This window comes from Nocardia carnea (genome assembly GCF_029868325.1).
Classification (GTDB): Bacteria; Actinomycetota; Actinomycetes; order Mycobacteriales; family Mycobacteriaceae; genus Nocardia; species Nocardia carnea_C.
In genome coordinates, this window is sequence record NZ_JARWNW010000275.1 from 1 (window position 1) to 19,330 (window position 19,330).

Sequence of the window (19,330 nt, forward strand, 5' to 3'; positions counted from 1 at the left end):
CCCGATAGCCCTGTGCGTTAGGTGCGCCGGGGCCCGAACGCCCCCAAACCGGCCGGGGAAACGGGGGGGTTTGGCCCCGGGACCGGCCCCCGACGAGCCCACAGAGAAACCCCCCCACCCCCCCCCACCCGCCGGCCCCCCGGGGGTTTCGGCCCGGCCGCCACGGCCGCGATCCTCGCACAGTGCTCAGCGCACGTCCCGGCCGCGCATACCGGCCGATCCTGCGACCAGCAGCAGCGCGGCGACCGCCGTGACAAGGAGCGTGGGAGTCACGCTGTACTCCGTGCCCGGCACTTTCGGTGCGTGACTGAACGGCTCCAGATTCCGCAACCACTGCGGGGCACCGGAGATGGAACCGAGCAGGAAGACCGCGATCGCGGCGGTCAGCAGCCCCCACGCCACCGGAGTCCAGCGCGGTACCAGTCCGAACAGCGCGACCGTCACCCCCGCGAAGAACCAGATCGCGGGCAACTGCACCAGGGCCGCCGCCAGCATTCCGGGCAGTGTGGCGCCGATATCACCGGCCGCGATCCCGTAGGCGAGGCCGCCCAGCAGACCGGCGGCCAGCATGATCACCACCGGGCCGCCGAGGGCGAACACCAGATGTGAGGCCACCCAGCGGATCCGGCCGACGGCGCCGCTGAGCACCGATTCGGCATGGTGGCCGTTCTCCTCGGCGAACATCCGCAGCGCAGCCGAGATCGCATAGGCCGCGCCGGCGATCCCCAGCATGGTGAACGCGTAGCTGACGAACGAATCCTCCAGCGAATCGGTACCGCCCATCCTGGTGATCAGATCGCGCAGCGTTTCATTGCTGCCGAAACTGTCGCCGATACCGTTGACGACGCTCCCGATCACCAGGCCGTAGAGCCCGACCCCGATACCCCACCCGAGGAGGGCGCCGCGCTGCAACCGGACCGCCAGGCCGAACGGGCCGGTCAGGGCGGGACCGGCGGCCGCGGGCCCGAGCCGTTCGGTGAGCAGACCGGCGCCGACATCGCGGCGGCGCAGCAGGGCGAAGGCCACCGCGACCGTCACTGTGAGCAGCGCCAGGTGCAGTAGCAGCACCCACCAGCGATCGCCCGCATACGGCCGGACCTGCAGCGACCAGCCCTGCGGCGAGAGCCACGTCAGCGGGTTGACCGGCCCCGCGCCGGCCTGCGCGTCACCCACGGCGCGCAGTGTGAACGTCACGGCGAGCGTCGCGAACGCCAGCCCGCGGGCGAGCCGGGCGCCCGAACAGACCTGTGCGGTGACCGCGGCGACCGCCGCGAACACCATGCCCGACCCGGCGAGCGCGAGCCCGAAGGCCAGCGAGCCGGCGGCCGGAACTCCCGTCGCTGTCAGGCTCAACGCACCGATGAGACCGGCCAGCAAGGCACCACCGAGGGCCAGCAGTAGTGCGGCCGTCAGGCTCGCGTACCGGCCGACGGAGGTGGAGGCCAGCACTTCGGTGCGGCCGGATTCCTCTTCCGCCCTGGTATGCCGGATCACCGTGAGGATGGTGGCCACGGCGATCAGGGTGTGGAACATCCCGGCTTTCCAGATCCCCACGGCACCGATGGAAGTGTCGTAGACGGGCCCGTACATCGCCAGCTGCGCCGGACTGGCCAGAATCGTGGCCGCGAACGAGGCGCGATCGGCCGCGGTCGGATACACCGATTCGATACTGGCCACATACACCGAGCCCAGGGGCACCGACAGCAGCAGTATCCACAGCGGTGCGACGATCCGGTCGCGCCGCAGGTAGAGCCGTAGCAGCCGGAGGGTGCCGGTGAATTCGGTGCCCGCGGATGTCGTATCGAACATTCCCGGCCGGGCACCGGCCACCGCCGTGGTCATTTCCGTACCTCCTGCAATTCGCCGGATTCCCGGCCGTTCACCGAGTAGTGCCGCATGAACAGCTCCTCGAGCGTCGGCGGCCGGCTGATCAGGCTGCGCACACCGGTATCGCCGAGGACCCGGATCAGTTCGGCGAGATTGTCGCCGTCGACCTGGCAGCGCAGGGTGTGATCCTCCAGGCTCACATCCGCCACACCCGGTAGCGCCGCGATATCGCCGGGATCGCCGGTCAGCTCCGCGGTGATGGAGGTACGGCTCAGATGCCGCATGGAGTCCAGCGTGCCGCTTTCCACCGTGCGCCCGGACCGGATGATGGTGACCCGCTCACACAGGGCTTCCACCTCGGACAGGATGTGGCTGGACAGCAGTACGGTGGCACCGCGTCCGGCCGCCTCGGCGACGCATTCGCGGAACACCTGCTCCATCAGCGGGTCCAGGCCGGAGGTGGGCTCGTCCAGCAGCAGCAACCGAGCGTGCGAGGAGAACGCGGAGATCAGCGCCACCTTCTGCCGGTTGCCCTTGGAATACGTGCGCGCCTTCTTGCGGGGGTCGAGCTCGAACCGTTCGATCAGCTCGGCCCGCCGCGAGGTATCGAGGCCACCGCGCATCGACGCGAGCAGGTCGATGGTCTCGCCACCGCTCAGCGACGGCCACAGGGTCACATCACCTGGAACATAGGCGATTTCGCGGTGCAGCGATACCGCGTCCGTCCAGGGGTCGCGGTCCAGCATCCGCACTTCGCCGCTGGTCCGGGCCAGCAGTCCCAGCAGGATCCGGATGGTTGTGGATTTCCCGGCGCCGTTGGGCCCGAGGAAACCGTGGACTTCGCCCTCGGACACCTGCAGATTCAGTCCGTCGAGTGCCCGGACGGGGCCGAAGTGTTTGTGCAGATCCCGGATCTCGATTGCCGAAATCATCGACTCTCCTTGTTGACATTCGGAGTAGAAAGCTCGAAAAGTTGTGCACGCGCGCCGGACGGCCGGTCGCTGTGCGATACGCCGGAGTCGGGTCGTGCCGACCCCTCCGGCCGATCGGCGGCCGATGGCCTATGGCGCTTACGCCGGGCTCCGGTCGCGTCTAGTCATGCGGTGCGTCGGCCGCTGTTGCCACCGGAGCAGGAGCCGAATCGTCCGCAGCGGTGTCCGGATCTCCCGCCGGAGCGCGGGTTGCCTCCCCCGGGGATTCAGTTGCCGGCTCGGCTGCGGCCCCCGGCCCCGCCGCGCGCAACGCCTCCACCATCGAGGAGTCGGTGAGCAGGCCCTCGGTGTAGATCTCGAGGGCGGGCAGCATCATCTGGTCGGCGTACTCGCGGAGTGCCCGGCGGTAGTCGATCACGCCGTCCGGCGGGGAATGCGTCTGCAGGAACAGCAGCATGCCGCCGCCGTTGGTCGTGGCCAGATAGCGCGCCATCGCCTTCATATCCCGCGGTTTGCGCAGCGCACCGGAAGCGATACCGGCCTCCAGGTACTGCTCGACGTCGGCGACCATATGCTCGAACAACGTGCCGGCCAGGTCCCCACCGGCCTGAAAGCTGCGCATCAAATAGGCGATGACCGGGGCGAACTCCTCGATCTCGGCCATTTGCTGCAGCATGTTCCCGGCCGACGGCCGGTTCATGAAGTTCATCTTCGTTTCACGGATCACTCCCCGCACATAGTCGTCGCATTCACGACGCAATCCGTCCTTGGACCCGAAATGGTGGTTCACCAGCCCGGGCGATACTGCTGCGGCCTTCGCGATGGCCCGCACTCCGACGCCGAAGCCCTGTTCGCCGAACAGCGCGATGGCCGCGTCACGGATACGTGCCCGGGTGGTCAGATCATCGCTTGAACGCATGTTCAATACGTTAAACACTCGTTCAATCAAGACGCAAGAGGTGTGGCCGTAGAGATTCCGTCAAGAAACAGTTCCCCCGCCGGCGGGGAAGCTCCGCGAACCGACCCCCGCAACACCGAAACCGCGCCCACCTGCGACTACAGGAGAGTGACAGCACCCTCGGAAACCGGCACAGACCTGGCAGGCAGGCCGCGCTGTCAACCGCCCGAAACGCAACGGCCGATGACGGCGCACTGCAGCACCCGGCCCGCAAACGGAGTGGCGATTCCAGCGATCGCTCCGCACAACCCGTCACGCCGATCACCGTTCGCGCAGCACCTTCGGCACAGCTCTCCACCGACCGACGGCTGTATCAGCCTGCGCCGGACCCCCGCAGCGCGGTTCGCCGCCCCCGTTCCACGAACCCGCTACAACCCGTACGCCACGATCTCGCAGCACGGACTCGCCCGGGGGCGCATCGGCCCACAGGCCGGTGTGAATCCGGCAGCCGCCCCCTCCGAGCGATGCAAGTAACACCTCGAGTGCGGTGATCGCAGCGGGAGAGCAGCCGGCGAGGCGCTTATCCTTTGGACGCGCAGAGCAACCCGTCGCCCAGCGGGATGAGCACGCTGGTCAATCCCGGATCCTCGGCGATGAACCGGGTCGCCGAACGTACCGCCTGCGTGGCGGCATCCCGATGCGCCGTATCCGGGACCCGCCCACCGAGTAGCGCATTGTGCAACAGCACCGCACCCCCTGGCCGCAACAGCCGGACCGCCTCCGCGATGTACTGCGGGTGCTCGATCGGCGCGCCGTCCACGAAGACCAGGTCGTAGGCGCCGTCTGCGAGCCGGGGTAGCACATCCAGCGCGCGGCCGTTGATCAGGCGGGTTCGCGCGAGGGGAATCTCCGCCGCCCGGAACGATTCCTTGGCGGCCCGCTGATGCTCGGGTTCGGGATCGATGGTGGTCAGGGTGCCGTCCTCGCGCATACCGTCGAGCAGCCATAGCCCGCTGACCCCGGCACCGGTCCCGACCTCTACCACCGCCCGCGCGTCCAGCAACTGCGCGTACATACTGAGGAGTGCGCCGACCGAAGGCGGCACCGGGGCCGCACCGAGTTCGGTGGCCCGCTCACGGGCGCTGATGAGTACCTCGTCCTCCACGACGGATTCTTCGACGTAGGCGAGATTTCGCTCCAGGTTCGATGCCACGCACTCGAGGCTATGCCAAACCCGGCGAAGCTGGTCGCAACATTCTCAGGTGTCCCTCAGGATACCCACACCCGTCCCACACCGGGACAGGGAAGAGTAGGCCCCACGCAAGACCAGCCGACCGAACGCGGCGGCCGGGAACAACGGAGTACTACCCGACTGTTGTAACCGGTGAAGGTGGCCCGTGAACCGGGCCACTCTTCCGAGCCTACGCCTCGGTCCCGATCAAGGAGGTCGTCACCATCCACATGGTCGATGCGGCACGCGAGTCCGCCACCTTGCCCGAGCTTTCCCCGGCCGGCACCCCCGCAGCAGCTGCCGGGTACACCCTGCCCGGCGGGGACGAATTCGGCCCGGCCCCGTTTCCGGGGCCCGAACGTGAGGTAGCCGCACACCGAGACCTGGTGACAGATCACCCTGCTTCGCCGGACGCCCTGATGGAGGTGCCCGATATGTCCACTACCGACGACAGCGCCGAGGACTACGCCGCCGTATCCGCGGAGACCGGGGAACTCGACGAACTTCCCCTCACCGGCACCGCCGCCTTCGACGCCACCGGCGATCGGACGGTGATGCCCACCTGGGACGAGCTGGTCCGCGAACATGCCGACCGGGTGTACCGGCTGGCCTATCGCCTCTCCGGTGACGCACAGGACGCCGAGGACCTCACCCAGGAGACGTTCATCCGGGTGTTCCGCTCGCTGTCCAGCTACCAGCCCGGCACGTTCGAAGGCTGGCTGCACCGCATCACCACCAACCTCTTCCTGGATATGGTCCGCCGGCGTAGCCGGATCCGCATGGAAGCACTGCCCGAGGACTACGACCGGGTACCCGCCGAGGGCCCCGGCCCGGAGCAGGTGTTCCACGACGCCCGGCTCGATCCCGACCTGCAGTCCGCGCTGGATTCACTGGCCCCGGAGTTCCGGGCCGCGGTCGTGCTCTGCGATATCGAAGGCCTTTCCTACGAGGAGATCGGCGCTACCCTCGGAGTGAAGCTGGGTACCGTCCGCAGCCGTATTCATCGCGGCCGGCAGGCACTGCGGGAGTATCTTGCGCATAATGGAGTGCAGGAGCGTTTCGCCGCCGAGGCGAGCCTCGCGTAGAACTACAGAGGCGAGCCTCACGTAGAACAAGAGGCGAGCCTCGCGTAAGACATCGGGGCAAGCCTCGGTGCCGACGCCGAGGCGAGCTTCGGGTGATCCGGCGACCGTGCTGCCGGATCCCGGCGGTCAGCGATGTCGGTTGGGAAGGATGGACAGCGAATGAGTGGCGACTCCAGTACGCCCGGTCGTCGTCCCGCAGAGTTCCACTCCACCGAACATCTGGCGAGCGAGGCGGTCGCCGCCTATGTCGATGGTGAACTGCGGATGAATCCGTACCTGCGTGCGGCGCAGCATCTCTCGGTATGCCCGGAATGCGCGGCCGAAGTGGAGGCGCAGCAGCAGGCCCGGATCGCACTACGCCGGGCCACTCAGGTGTCGATTCCCACCGGGCTGCACGACAGTCTGTCGCGTATTCCGCTCGCCGAACCTCCCACCAATTCCCCCGCAAATCCACGCAACGAGGCGGTATTCGGATTTACTGGTCAGTCCTTTTCCGCGACCTTCGACAGCTTCCGGTGGTCGACGTGGTGGCGCAAGTAGAGTTTGCCGCGTGAGTTCCGAATCGACGCACAATTCCCCTGCCGATACTCCTGATTCGGCGGACGAAAACGGCACGACGGCCGATAACGGCACGCTGCGCCCGCCCGGGGCGCCGGTGCTGGCACCGCGCCCGGTCTACCGGCCCCATGTGGACTCACATACCGCGTATGCCTTCCGCCGACCGGCCGGGCAGTCCGGTTCGTTCGCCCCGCGTACCGACCGCAGTGGCGCCGAGCAGGTCCCGGCTGCACCCAAGGGCCCTCCGGCGGCGGTGCTGGAAGAGGCGTTCGGCCGCCCACCCGGTTCCACCGAGCTGCTCCAGCGCGATCCGGACGCGAGCACGGAAACACCTCCGGTAGCGGGCCCGGCGGACCCTTGGCGCGATCCCGACGCACCGGCCCGGCTGGGCGCCCCCGCTTTCCCGGCACCGACCGCCCGGGAAATGCCGCAGGCAGAGAAGCTTTCGGCCCGGCAGATTCTGTTCGGCTCCCGGGTGGCACCGCGCGCACTGCTGATACTGGCCGCGATCGCGCTGGTGATAGGCCTGGTCGGCGGCCTCGTGGGCCGGTTGACCGCGGAGACCGCCTCCACCCTGACCTCACGCAAGGTCAGCCTCGAACAGAGCGACAGTGAGCAGCCGCACGGGCCGATCGCGCAGGTCGCCGATGCGGTCCTGCCCTCGGTGGTCTCCATCCGCACCACCGTCGGCGAGAACGGCGCCACCGGATCCGGCGTCGTCATCGACGGCAACGGCTATATCGTCACCAACAATCACGTGGTCTCGATGGCGGCACAGGATACGTCCGGCCGCGCCCGGATCCAGATCACGTTCTCCGACGGCACCCGCACACCGGCCAATATCGTCGGCCGGGACCCGAAGAGCGATCTCGCGGTCCTCAAGGTAGATGTGAAAAATCTCACTGTTGCCGAGTTGGGCAAATCCGGCGATGTCCAAGTCGGTGACGCGGTTCTGGCCATCGGTTCGCCCCTGGGCCTCAGCAAGACCGTCACTTCCGGCATCGTCAGCGCCCTGCATCGCCCCGTGAAATTGGAGGGCGAAGGCAGCGATACCAAGGCCGTGATCGACGCGGTGCAGACCGACGCTTCCATCAACCCCGGTAACTCCGGTGGCGCGCTGGTGGACGCGGACGGCCGGGTGATCGGTATCAACACCGCGATCCGCAGCGAGAGCGGCGGTTCGGTCGGGCTCGGCTTCGCGATCCCCGTCGACCAGATGACCGAGGTCGCACAGACCCTCATCCGCGACGGCTCGATCCACCACCCGGTGATCGGGGTGAGCGCCCGCCAGAAAACGGTCGCCAACGAGGTCATGAGCGGTGCGGAAGTCGCCGATGTGCAGCCGGGTAGCCCGGCGGCGAACGCCGGGATCGTCGAGGGCGATGTGATCGTGCGCGTGGGCGACCGGGAGGTCACCAACCCGGACGAACTGGTCGTGGCGGTGCAGAGCAACGATATCGGCCAGACGGTGAACGTCCAGCTCATCCGGGAAGGCCGGCAGGTGGACATTCCCGTGACGCTCGCCTCCGACTGATCCATCGCCCGTGGCGCCGGGTAACCTGAGGGGGTGTTCAGCAGTATCGGGTGGGGCGAGATGCTCGTCCTACTCGTCGCCGCCCTCGTAATCCTCGGCCCGGAACGGTTACCCGGCGCCGCGCGGTGGACTGCGCGCACATTGCGCCAGGTCCGTGATTACGCGACCGGCGCGACGTCGCAATTGCGCTCCGAGCTCGGGCCGGAATTCGACGAACTGCGAAAACCGATTGCCGATCTCCAGGAATTACGTGGGATGTCTCCGCGGTCGGTGGTGACCAAACATCTTCTGAACGGCGACGATTCCCTTTTCAAGGATCTCGACGGTTCCCTGCCGGACAGCAAGAATATTCTCGGTGCCGCCAGCGGGATGCCAGATTACCCGCGGGCGCAACAGGATAAACCACTCGGACACAATGAGCGTCCGCCGATCGACACCGACGCCACCTGATCGTCAACTGCTCTAGACGCCGTTCAGGGGCCTGATGTCTACACTTCGCACATGTCGGCCGATGACGTGGCGCGAATATTCGCGATCGAGGACAAAGTCGAGCGACTCAAGGCCGCAACGGAGGGTGTCGCAGCGGCTCAGCAAACCATCAACGAGCTCACTCGAATTCGACGTGCGGTAATCCGGGAGTTGCACGCCGAAGGGTGGACTTTCGCCAGAATAGGTGCCGCCGCGGGTCTTTCCCGCGCCCGGATACATCAGGTGAGTACCCAGGGTCCGGCGCCGGAGGGATTGTTCTTCGGCCACGGCCCGCTCACGCTGCTGGTCCCGGATACGCGCGCGGGCAGGCTGATGGGCGCGCCGGATCCGGCAGCCGCGCCGCGGCTCGCCGAACAGCTCGAGGAGCTGGGTTTCGGGGTGACCATCGAACCGTTCGCGCCCGGACGCCCGGTGAACCTCCTACGCGACGGTCTCATCGTGCTCAGCGGCCCGGAACTCTCGCCCAGCCTGCGCCAGCTCATCGCCGGCGATCCGCGGCTACGGCGGGCGGTGGCCCGGCCCGGCGACGGGCGGCGCGGTATCGAAGATCGAGCCGCCCGCCGTATCTACCGGCCGGCCAGTCCGGACCCGCACGATATCGCCTACCTGGCCCGCCTACCGCGGCCCGACGGCCGGGGCACGGTCCTGGTGATCGACGGCCTGCACCCGCCCGGGTCGCTCGGCGCGGTCCGGCTGCTGGCCACCCGGCTGGCGACGCTGCACGAGCGGGCGGCCAATCGCCGGTTCTCGGTGCTGATCGGGGTGCGTTACGAACGCGGGACCGGGGAACCGGTGGACGCGGATCTGCTGACACCGGTCTACCTGCACGACCCGGTGGATTCGCGGATGCGGCCGGTGCGCCAGCGCCGCTGAACCCGGTACCGGCGATACCGCTCACCGCGGTATTCCAGCGCCATTGAACACCGCGCCCCGCGGCTTTCGCCGGGCGCGGTGAATTCACGCCCGGACGATAATTCCCGACACGCCCGGAATGGTCGATAGCGACAACGAATATTGGCTTGTCAAAGCTATTGCTACGCTGGCGCTGACGCTGGGGTCATACGGCTCACCGCCCGCATTCTGCCGAATTCGGCGCAATGTCGGGCAACGGTGCAACAGCCTCGCATCGGAAGGTGCGCATTGTCCCCCGGCGTTGTCCGGCTCCGGCAAGGTAATTCATGGAGGCGCAGGTGGACGCGTTGATCATCGTGGCGGTGGTTCTGGTCGTTGCCGGACTACTGGTCTCGGTGATCCTGTGGTTGCGAAATCCGGGCCCCGCGGAGACCGAATACGTCACGGTCGCCGAACTCCAGGCCCGGCTGGAACACGAACACGACGAGCCGGAAGAAGCCACGAAATCCGCCGACCGAACGGACGGCGGTATCGCACCGACCACCACAGCACAGGCCGCTACTGCATCGGAGTCCGGTACCGCACCCTCGCCCGCCGCTCCTGCCACGTCGGCCGCCGAGGGCACGTCCGGAGGATCGCCTACGGCTGGATCCGGGACGGCACCCGAATCCACGTCGACCACCGGCGGCAGTGAGCCGCCCGAGGCAACCGGCACCGATAGGGTGGCCCGGACCGAGCCGGAGACTGCGCCCGCCGCGGGTCCCGAAGCCGGAACGACCCCGGAAACCGGGACCGGCGGAGACATCACGGAGACCACCGCCGAAACGACGACCGCGGGCGAGTCCTCGGGTAAGGCGGGTCAGGATGAGCCCGCGCCCGAGCAGGATGTTGCGGAGCCCGCCCCCGACGCCCCGGACCCCGGGACAAAGAAGTCCACGGACGACCAGCCCTCATAGGCGAACCATGCGATACGACACCTCGGCCGGACGATCTGGCCGACCTGTGGACGCTGAAACGGATTCTCTCGCGGTGTGCCGGGAAGTTCGCCGATCGGCCCGGTTCGCCACCGGGATCAGCACCACGGCCGTCCCGAGAAGGCTGCGGTTGCGTTCAGAACTCGTCGGTCGGCTGTGCAGCTGAGCGGCAGCCGCTCATAACCGACCTACCCACGCGGTCCGTGGTTCGGATGCCGGCGGCGGACAACCGCCGCGGATTCTTCGACGCCGATACGGGGGGAGCGACATCCCGGTGCGTGCCTGGCCGTTGCTCGCGACCGTCTGCAGCGCACCTGCGCGCCATCACCGCCGCCGGCGAGAAACCCGGCCCACGGCTCAGGCGGCGGCCACGTCCGGCCGGATCGTGTTCATTGGTGGCCGGTCGACCAGGTCCACGGCGGTGCTGTGCGGAGTGAACTCGTTGCCGATCAGCGGGAACTGGGTCAGTGCCGCGCCTGAATCCGGTACCCCGCTGCGGGCCAGGACGGTGCCCAAAATCTGCCGGCTCATCACCCCGAGGTCGGCCAAGGGGCGGTTGCGGTGGGTCCGTACCCCGAGATTGACCTGGCCGATGGCGGGCAGGCCCAAACGGTCGTAGGTATCGAGCAGCAACCCGATCTCGACTCCGTACCCGGGCGCGAACGGTACCGCGGTGAGCAGCTCCCGGGTGCCCGCGTATTCGCCGCCGAGCGGTTGCAGGACCGGTGTCAACCCGGGCCGCAGCGCGGCGAGCAGCGGCCGCGCCACGAGTTCGGTGACCCGCCCGCCGCCGTGCGCGTCCACCTCACCGCCGTGGCGCAGTGGGCGCCGGTAGTAGGCCTTCACCAGGTGCAGGTCCGGGGTGGTCAGCAGGGGGCCGAGCAGTTTCGGCACGAAGGCCGGATCGGGGTCGATCAGGTCGGAGTCGACGAAGGCCACCAGATCGCCGCTGGTCACCGCCAGCGAACGCCACAGAACTTCGCCTTTGCCGGGTACGGGTTCGAGTTCGGGTACGGCCTGCTCCCGGCTGACCACGTCGGCGCCGGCCGCGCGGGCGCGTTCGGCGGTCGCGTCCGTCGAACCCGAATCGAGGACCACCAGCTCGTCCACGAGGCTGCCCAGCAGCGGTCGGATACTGGCCACCACGTCGGCGACCGTGTCCTGCTCGTTCAACGCCGGCAGCACCACCGATACGGTACGTCCGGCCTTGGCGGCGATCAGATCGCTCACCGCCCACTCGGGTGTGTCCCAGGTATTCGTCGTGGCCCAGCCGGGCTCGTGATGTGAGAGTTTCATACGAGACCTCGCAGAGTTCGTACCGGGGGCCGGATACCCTGGATCGCGGCAATCATGTCGACCACATGCCGGGTCGCGGCGACCTCGTGCACCCGGAATACGCGGGCACCGGCCGCGGCGGCCCATGCAGTTGCTGCCAATGTGCCCTCCAGCCGTTCGGAAAGTCCGACACCTAATGTCTCTCCGATGAAATCCTTGTTGCTCAGCGCCATCAAGACGGGCCACCCGGTTTTTACAAGAACGTCCGCTGCGCGCAACAGTGCGAGCCCGTGGTAGGTGTTCTTGCCGAAGTCGTGGGTCGGGTCGATGAGCACAGAGTCCCTGCGTACGCCCGCGGCCACCGCTGCCTCCGCGGCACGCACGACGGTATCGGTCACTTCGGCCACCACATCGGGGTAACGAACCCGATGCGGGCGGGTGCGCGGGACGGCGCCGCCGGTATGACTGCAGACGATCCCGGCTCCGGTCGCCGCGGCCACCGGCACCAGGTCCGGATCGGCCCCCGCCCAGGTGTCGTTGATCAGGTCGGCGCCTTCGGCCACCGCGGCCCGCGCGACCTCCGAACGCCAGGTATCGACGCTGATCAGCAGCTCGGGATATTTCGCACGGATCGCGGCGACGAACGGCACCACGCGCCGAGTTTCCTCCGCGGCGTCCACCGTCTCTCCCGGCCCCGCCTTCACCCCACCGATATCGACGAGATCGGCGCCTTCGCCCACGGCCCGGTCCACCGCTGCCAGCGCAGCACTGTCACCGAAGGTGGCGCCCCGGTCGTAGAAGGAATCCGGGGTCCGATTCACAATGGCCATGACCAGCGCACGGTCCGTTGCCACCGCCCGGCCGCACAATGTCGGCGCCGGACGGACTGGATCGAACATGAGCTGAGTCTATTTGCGCGCCTGCGGCGCGCTGGTTTCGGCCCATAACGCGTCCTTCGATGGCCTCGCTGTACTCGGCGCCGCCGCTGGGCCGGCTCCGTTCGGCGTGGAGTGAGACCGCCGAAATGCCCTGCTCCGAGATAGAACTCGGCCGGCCGCCTGCCCGCCGGGAGTCTTCCGTCAGATTGCCCGTAGTACCGCGTCCTGAGGTGGCTCGGGGTTCAGCGCGGCAAAGGCCTCGTCCAGGTCCGGGGTAACGGTGATGAGATCGAGAGCCTGTTGCGGTACGAAGCCGCGGTCGTGGAGTTCGGTGAGCCAGGTGAACAGGCCCGTGTAGTGGCCGCCGGGGTCGAGTATCGCCATGGGTTTGGTGTGCTGGCCCAGGTAGCCGCCGGTCCAGGCCTCGAAGAACTCCTCCAGCGTGCCGATACCGCCGGGAAGAGTGAGGAAAGCGTCGGCGCGGTCCTCCATCACCTGTTTGCGCTGGCGCATGGTGTCGGTGACCACCAGCTCGTCGGCGTCGACATCGGCGACCTCACGGTGCACCAGATGTTTCGGTATGACGCCGATGGTGTTGGCACCGCCGGCACGGGCCGCGGTCGCCACCGCGCCCATCATCGAGACATGCCCGCCGCCGGAGACCAGCTGCCAGCCACGCCGCGCTATCTCGGTACCCACCCGGGCTGCGAGAGTCAGATGGCCGGAGTCGGTGGTGCTCGCGGAGCAGTACACGCAGAGCGCGAACGGTCGTGGATTCACTGGTTCCCTTCCAGGTAGGCGCGCAGCATCTCGGTGACGGCGGTGATCTGGGCCAGCGGGACGTGCTCGTCGCGTTTATGTGCGAGGTTGGGGTCGCCGGGGCCGAAGTTCACCGCCGGTATCCCGCGGGCGGCGAACCGGGAGACATCGGTCCAGCCGTACTTGGCACGGATCCCGGCCGAACCGTGTGCCCGGACCACGTCGGCGAGCCCCTTCGCCGCGGGGGCGGTGAGCCCCGGCAGCGCGCCGGGCGCCGCGTCGGTCACCGTGAACTCCAGTTCCAGGCCGGCGAAGACCTCCCGGACGTGTTCGGTGGCCTGCTCGACCATGCGGTCGGGGGCGAACCGGAAGTTCACTTCCACGGCGGCCGCATCCGGCACCACATTGCCGGCGACCCCGCCCTCGATACGCACCGCCGACAGCCCTTCCCGGTAGAGGCAGCCGTCGATATCGACCTCACGTGCCCGGTACTCCGACAGCCGGGTCAGGGCGGGGGCCAGCCGGTGGACCGCATTGTCACCGAGCCAGGACCGTGCCGAATGCGCCCGCACCCCGGCCGTGCTCAACCGGACCCGCAGCGTGCCCTGGCAGCCGGCCTCGATCCAGCCGCCGGAGGGTTCACCCAGAATCGCCAGATCGGCGTCGAGCCATTCCGGTAGCTCGCGTTCGATGGTGTTCAGGCCGTTGAATTCGGCGGCGATCTCCTCGCAGTCGTAGAAGATCAGGGTCAGGTCGTGGGCGGGTTCGGCGATGGTGGCGGCCAGATGCAGGAAAACCGCGTCCCCCGATTTCATATCGACCGAGCCGCAGCCGTAGAGCACCTCGGCCCCGTTCTCGACGGTGAACCGGCCCGGTACGTTGTCCGCGATCGGCACCGTATCGAGGTGGCCTGCGAGGACGACCCGGGTGGGCAGGCCCCGGTCGGTCCGCGCGAGCACCACATTGCCATGGCGTACCACTTCGAAACCGCTGGTCTGGGTGCGTAGCGCCGTTTCGACGGCATCGGTGATCGCGGCCTCCTCCCGCGACACGCTCGGGATATCGACGAGGGCCGCGGTCAGCGCGATGGGATCGGCGTGCAGGTCGAGGGTCACGGGATACGAGCGTAGAGGTGCCGCACCACTACGGAGACGCTGGTGGGTAGGCTGCGGTGTCGTGAGCACTCAGGGAGCAACCGCTATCGGCATCGCCAACGTGACCACGGACGGAACCGTTCTGGATACCTGGTTCCCCGCCCCGCAGCTGGGCGAGTTCACCGAGACCGGTACCGAGCGGCTCGCCGAGGCGCCCGCCGAACTGGCCGAACTGGTGGGCCCCGACCCCGCGCGCGGTGTCGAGGTGATCGCCGTCCGCACCACCATCGCCGACCTTTCCGCCGCCCCGGCCGACGCACACGATGTGTACCTGCGCCTGCACCTGCTGTCCCACCGCCTGGTCCGCCCGCATTCGGTGAGCCTGGAGGGACAGTTCGCCCTGCTGGCCAATGTCGTGTGGACCAACCACGGGCCGGCCGCGGTGGAAGGGTTCGAAACCACCCGGGCCAAACTGCGCGCCCGCGGTCCGGTCACCGTGTACAGCGTCGACAAGTTCCCGCGCATGGTCGATTACGTGGTCCCCGCCGGTGTCCGCATCGGTGACGCGGACCGGGTCCGGCTGGGCGCGCATCTGGCCGCCGGAACCACCGTCATGCACGAGGGTTTCGTGAACTTCAATGCCGGCACCCTCGGCACCTCCATGGTCGAGGGCCGCATCTCGGCGGGCGTGGTCGTGGGCGACGGCTCCGATATCGGCGGCGGCGCGTCCACCATGGGCACCCTGTCCGGCGGCGGTACCACCGTCATCTCGATCGGTGAACGTTCCTTGCTCGGCGCGAACTCCGGCCTGGGCATCCCGCTCGGCGACGATTGCGTGCTGGAGGCGGGGCTCTACCTCACCGCCGGCACCAAGGTCACCACGCCGGACGGCACAGTGATCAAGGCGGCCGAACTGAGCGGCACCGACAATCTGCTGTTCCGGCGCAATTCGCAAACCGGTGCGGTGGAGGTCGTTCCCCGCGCGGGTACCGGGATCGAGCTGAACGAAGCGTTGCACGCGCACAACTGATCGGCGCATGCCGGAGTCGATGAGCGGACGCCGGCGGGTCGTAACCCACCTCCGCGCGGTACGCGTGTGGTGAACCGGCTCGCCGTATCTCAGATTCCGAAGGCGATTACTCGTTCCGGGTGGATGCGAATGAGTTCCCCGGGTTCGGTTCCGATGTAGGTATCGGTGCCGGTGAGCGCTTCGGCGATGCCGCGGATCTCCAGGCAGCGCACCCGCCACGGCTGCACCGAGGCTATATCGTCGACCACGAACGCGACGCGGGCATTTTTCGCCAGGTTGCGGAACTTGCGTGAGCGCCCCATGTTCCAGCCCGCGATATCGATGGTGCCGAGTTCGGGGTTGTAGCGGAACCCGACGGGATTGTTCTGGGGCGATCCGTCGGGAGCTACGGTGGCCAACCGGCCCAGCCGTTGTCCGGCCAGGTAGTCGAGATGTTCGGGGGTGAATGTCGCGTTCATGGGGCCGACGGTAGGACCTCGAGTCCGGTTGAGGTCAATATCCGCGAGGCGCGCGGCGGCGTCACTCGCCCGGAGTTTCGGCCCTGCCCAGTTGCTTCTTCTGCACCTTGCCCATGGCATTTCGCGGTAAGGATGCGACGAAGCGGATCTCCCGTGGCCGTTTGTGGGCCGAGAGCTCGCCCGCCACGTGGTCGATCAGCTCCTGTTCGCCGGGTGCGGTCTCGCGCGCGACGACGAATGCGACGATCCGCTGGCCCAGATCGGCGTCCGGCAACCCGACCACCGCCACCTCGGCGACACCGGGATGGCCCAGCAGGGTGGTTTCGACCTCACCCGCGCCGATTCGGTACCCGCCCGATTTGATCAGGTCCACCGATTCGCGGCCGACTATCCGGTGGAACCCGTCCGCGTCGATCGCCGCGACATCGCCGGTGCGGAACCAGCCGTCCTCGGTCCGGCATTCGGCGGTGGCCTCCGGGCGGCCGAAGTACCCGTCGAACAGCATCGGACCGCGTACCTGCAGTCCGCCGATGCTCGAACCGTCGTGCGGTACCGGCTGTCCCGCTTCGTCCCGCAGCCTGGTCTGCACGCCCTGTACCGGCACCCCGACCCAGCCCGGCCGGCGTTCGCCGTCGGCCCGCGCCGACAGCGTGATCATCGTTTCGCTCATCCCGTAGCGTTCGATCGGCTCCTGGCCGGTGAGTTCGGCCAGCCGCTCGAATACCGGCGCCGGCAGTGGTGCGCTACCGGAGATCAGCAGCCGGGCGGCGCTCAGCTGTTTCGCGGCGTCCGGGTCCTCGGTGATGCGCGTCCAGACGGTGGGCACGCCGAAATACATGGTGCCCGCGGCCGCGGCGTAATTCGCGGGCGTCGGTTTCCCGGTGTGCACGAGCGGGCTGCCGACTCGCAGCGGGCCGAGCAAACCCAGGATCAAGCCGTGTACGTGGAACAGCGGCAGACCGTGCACCAGCACATCGGCCGCGGTCCACGACCAGGCCTCGGCGAGCGCGTCCAGGCCGGCGGCGATCGCCCGGCGGCTCAGCACCACCCCCTTCGGCAGGCCGGTGGTGCCGGAGGTGTAGAGCACGAAAGCCGGTGCGGCGGGATCGGGCTCGGGGTAGGTATGCCAGGACCGGGCGTGCTGCCGGACCGGGACCACCGGTAGCGCGGTCCCCTCCGGGGCCTCCCCCAGCCACGCCTGCGCCCCGGAATCGGTGAGCATATGGTCGAGTTCGGCGGTCCCGGAATCGGGCGGGACCGGGACCACGGTCACCCCGGCGATCAGACAGCCGATGACGGCGAGCACGGTGGACGCCGTGGGGCGGGCCAGGACCGCGACCCGCTCCGCGCGCGCGATCCGTTCCGCCACCGAAGTGGCCGCACCGAGCAGATCACTGCGGGAGAGGGTGGTTCCGTCGATGGTGACGGCGTCGGGGATATCGGCTCCCGCGGCGACGGCCAGTGGGTCCAGCGATCGGAGCAGACGCGGCGCGAGGGACATGCGCCCAACCTAGCGCCCGGCTCGACCGGGGCTTCGCGTGCCTACCCCGTCGCGAAGTGTGCCGGCAACCGCCTGAGCCCGGATACGAATACGAAAACAGCCCGATTCGAATTCAGGAATCCGCGACCGGCACCCGGAACGAGACCGCGACATGATCGCGCGCGTAATTCCGGGCGGCGATATCGTCGTCCAGCGGAATCACCGTCTGCGGTGTCAGCGCCAGCGACAAGGCCGTACGCGCGACCATTTCGGCCACCGGCAGCGGATCGTAGGCCGGTAATTTCCCTTCGGCCTGCAGGCGGGTGACGAACTCGGCGAGGTAGTCGCGTCCGAGTTCGATCACCGGGGCGCCTTTGGTGGTCAGGTAGGGCAAGACGATCTCGGGTTCGGTATCGAGCAGGCGGTCCAGCAGCTGGTTGCTGCGCAGGCCGTCGAGGAAGGCGACGAACAGTTCGACGATCTGGTCTTCGGCACCCGCGTCGCGGTCGATCTGCCGTTGCACCGCGGCATCGACCCCCTCGATGAACTCACGGGTCTGCTGCAAGCCCACGGCCTGGATCAGGTCGGATTTGCTGGAGAATCGGCGGTACAAGGTGGCCAGCGAGAGCCCGCCGCGGCGGGCGACCTCCACCATGCTGGTGCGTTTGATCCCGAAATCGAGAAACGCCTGCAGCGCGGCGGACAACACCGATTGATCTTGATCGCGGCGCGGCGATCGCACCAGTGGCAGTAATTGAGCCAGCGCACCCATCTCGGCACCCTCTCGCGCTCGGTGATGCAATGACACAGTAAGCATCGCACAATTACGATGATGGTTGACGCGACAGCGAGTGAATGAGATGGTTATCATATAATCTTCTCATAGGAAAGAGGTCACTGATGACCGCTCCCCGGCCCATATCACACAACGAACCCGAACCCCGCCCGCTCTACGCCCCCGATTTCGACGTCGAAGACCATATCGTCGGAATCACCGCGTTCCTCGGCGGCACGGCAAACGTGATCATGCAGCTGGGTTTGCGGCCGGTCGCCTACGGCGTCATGGAGAGCGACGTCAAAAGCGGCAACGTGATGGTGCACCCATTCAAACGGCTCCGCACCACACTCACCTACCTGTCGGTCGCCATGCTGGGCACCGAAGAGGAACGCAACGCCTACCGGCTCGCGGTCAACACCTCCCACCGCCATATCCGCACCAAACCCACCAGCCCGGTCAAATACAACGCCTTCGATCCCAAACTCCAGCTCTGGGTCGCGGCCTGCCTGTACTTCGGCTTCGTCGACCTCCTGGAAAAAGTCCAGGGCCCCATGGACGAAGCCACCGCCGACACCTTCTACGCGCACAGCATCCGGCTCGGCACCACCCTCCAGGTGCGCCCGGAAATGTGGCCACCGAACCGGGCCGCGTTCTGGGAATTCTGGGAAGACAACCTGGACAACCTCGAAATCGACGACACCACCCGCGCCTACTTCAACGACCTCATCGACCTGAAGATGCTGCCGCTACCGGTGCGGTGGGTATCGGCCGGATTCCACCGGTTCGTCGTCGCCGGCTGCCTGCCCCCACAGATCCGGATGGCAATGCACATGAACTGGACCGAGGGCAACCAGCGCTGGTTCGACCGGACGATGAAGATCATCGGCTTCGGCCTGAAACTCCAGCCGCGCTTCCTACGCCAGTTCCCCATGAACTACTACCTGTGGGATATGCGCCGCCGCATGCGCAAGGGCAAACCACTGGTCTGAAATATTGGCGCCGCCTGCGGCGGCGCGGGTTTAGGGCCCCCTTTGTTGCCCGGGGTTGGGGACGCGACATGAACGGCGCGGCCGCCGTTGTCGTGCCGGGCTTCGAACACGTGGATGCGATCCGCCACCTGGTCACCGATAACGCCGCGCTGATCACCCCGATGCGCCTGTACCCACGCGGTCACCGTTGGGATCCAGGCGAACGCCAG

General features: G+C 67.8%; 19 protein-coding genes. 8 read left to right on the top strand and 11 right to left on the bottom strand.

The annotated features are described in order from the left end of the window. Window positions 1–186: 186 nt before the first annotated feature. The 4 genes from QH196_RS26885 to QH196_RS26900 form a co-directional block, all read right to left on the bottom strand. Window positions 187–1,842: an ABC transporter permease gene (locus tag QH196_RS26885; protein ID WP_280418631.1), complete on the bottom strand. Its 1,656-nt coding sequence runs from the start codon at window positions 1,840–1,842 to the stop codon at window positions 187–189. Beyond that, a complete protein-coding gene (locus QH196_RS26890; protein WP_280418632.1) occupies window positions 1,839–2,759 on the bottom strand; it encodes an ABC transporter ATP-binding protein in 921 nt (306 codons plus the stop codon). The genes QH196_RS26885 and QH196_RS26890 overlap by 4 nt, the downstream gene beginning before the upstream one ends. Before the next feature lie 160 nt (window positions 2,760–2,919). Continuing rightward, on the bottom strand, window positions 2,920–3,678 hold the full coding sequence (locus tag QH196_RS26895) for a TetR/AcrR family transcriptional regulator (protein WP_280418633.1): 759 nt from the start codon (window positions 3,676–3,678) through the stop codon (window positions 2,920–2,922). A gap of 559 nt (window positions 3,679–4,237) precedes the next feature. Further along, window positions 4,238–4,870 carry an O-methyltransferase gene (locus tag QH196_RS26900; protein WP_280418634.1) on the bottom strand — a complete coding sequence of 211 codons (633 nt, stop codon included), beginning with the start codon at window positions 4,868–4,870 and terminating at the stop codon, window positions 4,238–4,240. 452 nt (window positions 4,871–5,322) lie between these two features. Here QH196_RS26900 and sigE point away from each other — a divergent pair, with 452 nt between their 5' ends. The 6 genes from sigE (at window position 5,323) to QH196_RS26930 (ending at window position 10,362) form a co-directional block, all read left to right on the top strand. Further along, window positions 5,323–5,973: an RNA polymerase sigma factor SigE gene (gene sigE, locus QH196_RS26905; RefSeq protein WP_280418635.1), complete on the top strand. Its 651-nt coding sequence runs from the start codon at window positions 5,323–5,325 to the stop codon at window positions 5,971–5,973. Between the two features lie 159 nt (window positions 5,974–6,132). Beyond that, window positions 6,133–6,513 carry a hypothetical protein gene (locus QH196_RS26910; RefSeq protein WP_280418636.1) on the top strand — a complete coding sequence of 127 codons (381 nt, stop codon included), beginning with the start codon at window positions 6,133–6,135 and terminating at the stop codon, window positions 6,511–6,513. Between the two features lie 10 nt (window positions 6,514–6,523). After that, the gene (locus tag QH196_RS26915; RefSeq protein WP_280418637.1) at window positions 6,524–8,065 is read left to right on the top strand and encodes a S1C family serine protease; all 1,542 of its coding nucleotides are present in this window, start codon (window positions 6,524–6,526) and stop codon (window positions 8,063–8,065) included. Window positions 8,066–8,098: 33 nt separating this feature from the next. Next, window positions 8,099–8,515, top strand: a complete 417-nt coding sequence (gene tatB / locus QH196_RS26920; RefSeq protein ID WP_280418638.1) for a Sec-independent protein translocase protein TatB — start codon at window positions 8,099–8,101, stop codon at window positions 8,513–8,515. A gap of 51 nt (window positions 8,516–8,566) precedes the next feature. After that, window positions 8,567–9,427, top strand: coding sequence for a hypothetical protein (locus QH196_RS26925; protein ID WP_280418639.1), 861 nt, complete (start codon window positions 8,567–8,569; stop codon window positions 9,425–9,427). 305 nt (window positions 9,428–9,732) lie between these two features. Further along, a complete protein-coding gene (locus QH196_RS26930; protein WP_280418640.1) occupies window positions 9,733–10,362 on the top strand; it encodes a hypothetical protein in 630 nt (209 codons plus the stop codon). 375 nt (window positions 10,363–10,737) lie between these two features. Here QH196_RS26930 and QH196_RS26935 read toward each other — a convergent pair whose 3' ends face one another. The 4 genes from QH196_RS26935 to dapE form a co-directional block, all read right to left on the bottom strand. Further along, window positions 10,738–11,676: a glucosyl-3-phosphoglycerate synthase gene (locus tag QH196_RS26935; protein WP_280418641.1), complete on the bottom strand. Its 939-nt coding sequence runs from the start codon at window positions 11,674–11,676 to the stop codon at window positions 10,738–10,740. Next, window positions 11,673–12,554: a dihydropteroate synthase gene (gene folP / locus QH196_RS26940; protein ID WP_280418642.1), complete on the bottom strand. Its 882-nt coding sequence runs from the start codon at window positions 12,552–12,554 to the stop codon at window positions 11,673–11,675. The genes QH196_RS26935 and folP overlap by 4 nt, the downstream gene beginning before the upstream one ends. Window positions 12,555–12,734: 180 nt before the next feature. Continuing rightward, a complete protein-coding gene (locus QH196_RS26945; RefSeq protein WP_280418643.1) occupies window positions 12,735–13,313 on the bottom strand; it encodes a TIGR00730 family Rossman fold protein in 579 nt (192 codons plus the stop codon). Beyond that, a complete protein-coding gene (gene dapE / locus QH196_RS26950) occupies window positions 13,310–14,407 on the bottom strand; it encodes a succinyl-diaminopimelate desuccinylase (RefSeq protein WP_280418644.1) in 1,098 nt (365 codons plus the stop codon). The genes QH196_RS26945 and dapE overlap by 4 nt, the downstream gene beginning before the upstream one ends. A 61-nt stretch (window positions 14,408–14,468) precedes the next feature. On the opposite strand from dapE, the gene dapD reads away from it, so the two are divergent. Next, entirely contained in the window at window positions 14,469–15,416 is a 948-nt protein-coding gene (gene dapD, locus QH196_RS26955; protein WP_280418645.1) for a 2,3,4,5-tetrahydropyridine-2,6-dicarboxylate N-succinyltransferase, read from the top strand. An 89-nt stretch (window positions 15,417–15,505) separates the two neighbouring features. Here the strand turns inward: dapD and QH196_RS26960 are convergent, their stop codons facing one another. The 3 genes from QH196_RS26960 to QH196_RS26970 form a co-directional block, all read right to left on the bottom strand. Further along, window positions 15,506–15,874: a PPOX class F420-dependent oxidoreductase gene (locus QH196_RS26960; protein ID WP_280418646.1), complete on the bottom strand. Its 369-nt coding sequence runs from the start codon at window positions 15,872–15,874 to the stop codon at window positions 15,506–15,508. Window positions 15,875–15,935: 61 nt separating this feature from the next. Then, window positions 15,936–17,375 carry an acyl-CoA synthetase gene (locus tag QH196_RS26965; RefSeq protein ID WP_280418647.1) on the bottom strand — a complete coding sequence of 480 codons (1,440 nt, stop codon included), beginning with the start codon at window positions 17,373–17,375 and terminating at the stop codon, window positions 15,936–15,938. A 112-nt stretch (window positions 17,376–17,487) separates the two neighbouring features. After that, on the bottom strand, window positions 17,488–18,126 hold the full coding sequence (locus QH196_RS26970; RefSeq protein WP_280418648.1) for a TetR/AcrR family transcriptional regulator: 639 nt from the start codon (window positions 18,124–18,126) through the stop codon (window positions 17,488–17,490). A gap of 128 nt (window positions 18,127–18,254) precedes the next feature. Between QH196_RS26970 and QH196_RS26975 the strand changes: the two genes are divergently transcribed. Then, window positions 18,255–19,121, top strand: coding sequence for an oxygenase MpaB family protein (locus QH196_RS26975; protein ID WP_280418649.1), 867 nt, complete (start codon window positions 18,255–18,257; stop codon window positions 19,119–19,121). The last annotated feature ends 209 nt before the right edge of the window (window positions 19,122–19,330 follow it).

Coding starts and splice junctions, on each gene's coding strand:
- folP (WP_280418642.1), bottom strand. CDS start 12,554: ATGTTCGATCCAGTCCGTCCGGCGCCGACATTGTGCGGCCGGGCGGTG.
- QH196_RS26960 (WP_280418646.1), bottom strand. CDS start 15,874: ATGAACGCGACATTCACCCCCGAACATCTCGACTACCTGGCCGGACAA.
- QH196_RS26890 (WP_280418632.1), bottom strand. CDS start 2,759: ATGATTTCGGCAATCGAGATCCGGGATCTGCACAAACACTTCGGCCCC.
- QH196_RS26885 (WP_280418631.1), bottom strand. CDS start 1,842: ATGACCACGGCGGTGGCCGGTGCCCGGCCGGGAATGTTCGATACGACA.
- QH196_RS26935 (WP_280418641.1), bottom strand. CDS start 11,676: ATGAAACTCTCACATCACGAGCCCGGCTGGGCCACGACGAATACCTGG.
- QH196_RS26975 (WP_280418649.1), top strand. CDS start 18,255: ATGACCGCTCCCCGGCCCATATCACACAACGAACCCGAACCCCGCCCG.
- QH196_RS26970 (WP_280418648.1), bottom strand. CDS start 18,126: ATGGGTGCGCTGGCTCAATTACTGCCACTGGTGCGATCGCCGCGCCGC.
- sigE (WP_280418635.1), top strand. CDS start 5,323: ATGTCCACTACCGACGACAGCGCCGAGGACTACGCCGCCGTATCCGCG.
- QH196_RS26925 (WP_280418639.1), top strand. CDS start 8,567: ATGTCGGCCGATGACGTGGCGCGAATATTCGCGATCGAGGACAAAGTC.
- QH196_RS26895 (WP_280418633.1), bottom strand. CDS start 3,678: ATGCGTTCAAGCGATGATCTGACCACCCGGGCACGTATCCGTGACGCG.
- QH196_RS26910 (WP_280418636.1), top strand. CDS start 6,133: ATGAGTGGCGACTCCAGTACGCCCGGTCGTCGTCCCGCAGAGTTCCAC.
- QH196_RS26930 (WP_280418640.1), top strand. CDS start 9,733: ATGGAGGCGCAGGTGGACGCGTTGATCATCGTGGCGGTGGTTCTGGTC.
- QH196_RS26965 (WP_280418647.1), bottom strand. CDS start 17,375: ATGTCCCTCGCGCCGCGTCTGCTCCGATCGCTGGACCCACTGGCCGTC.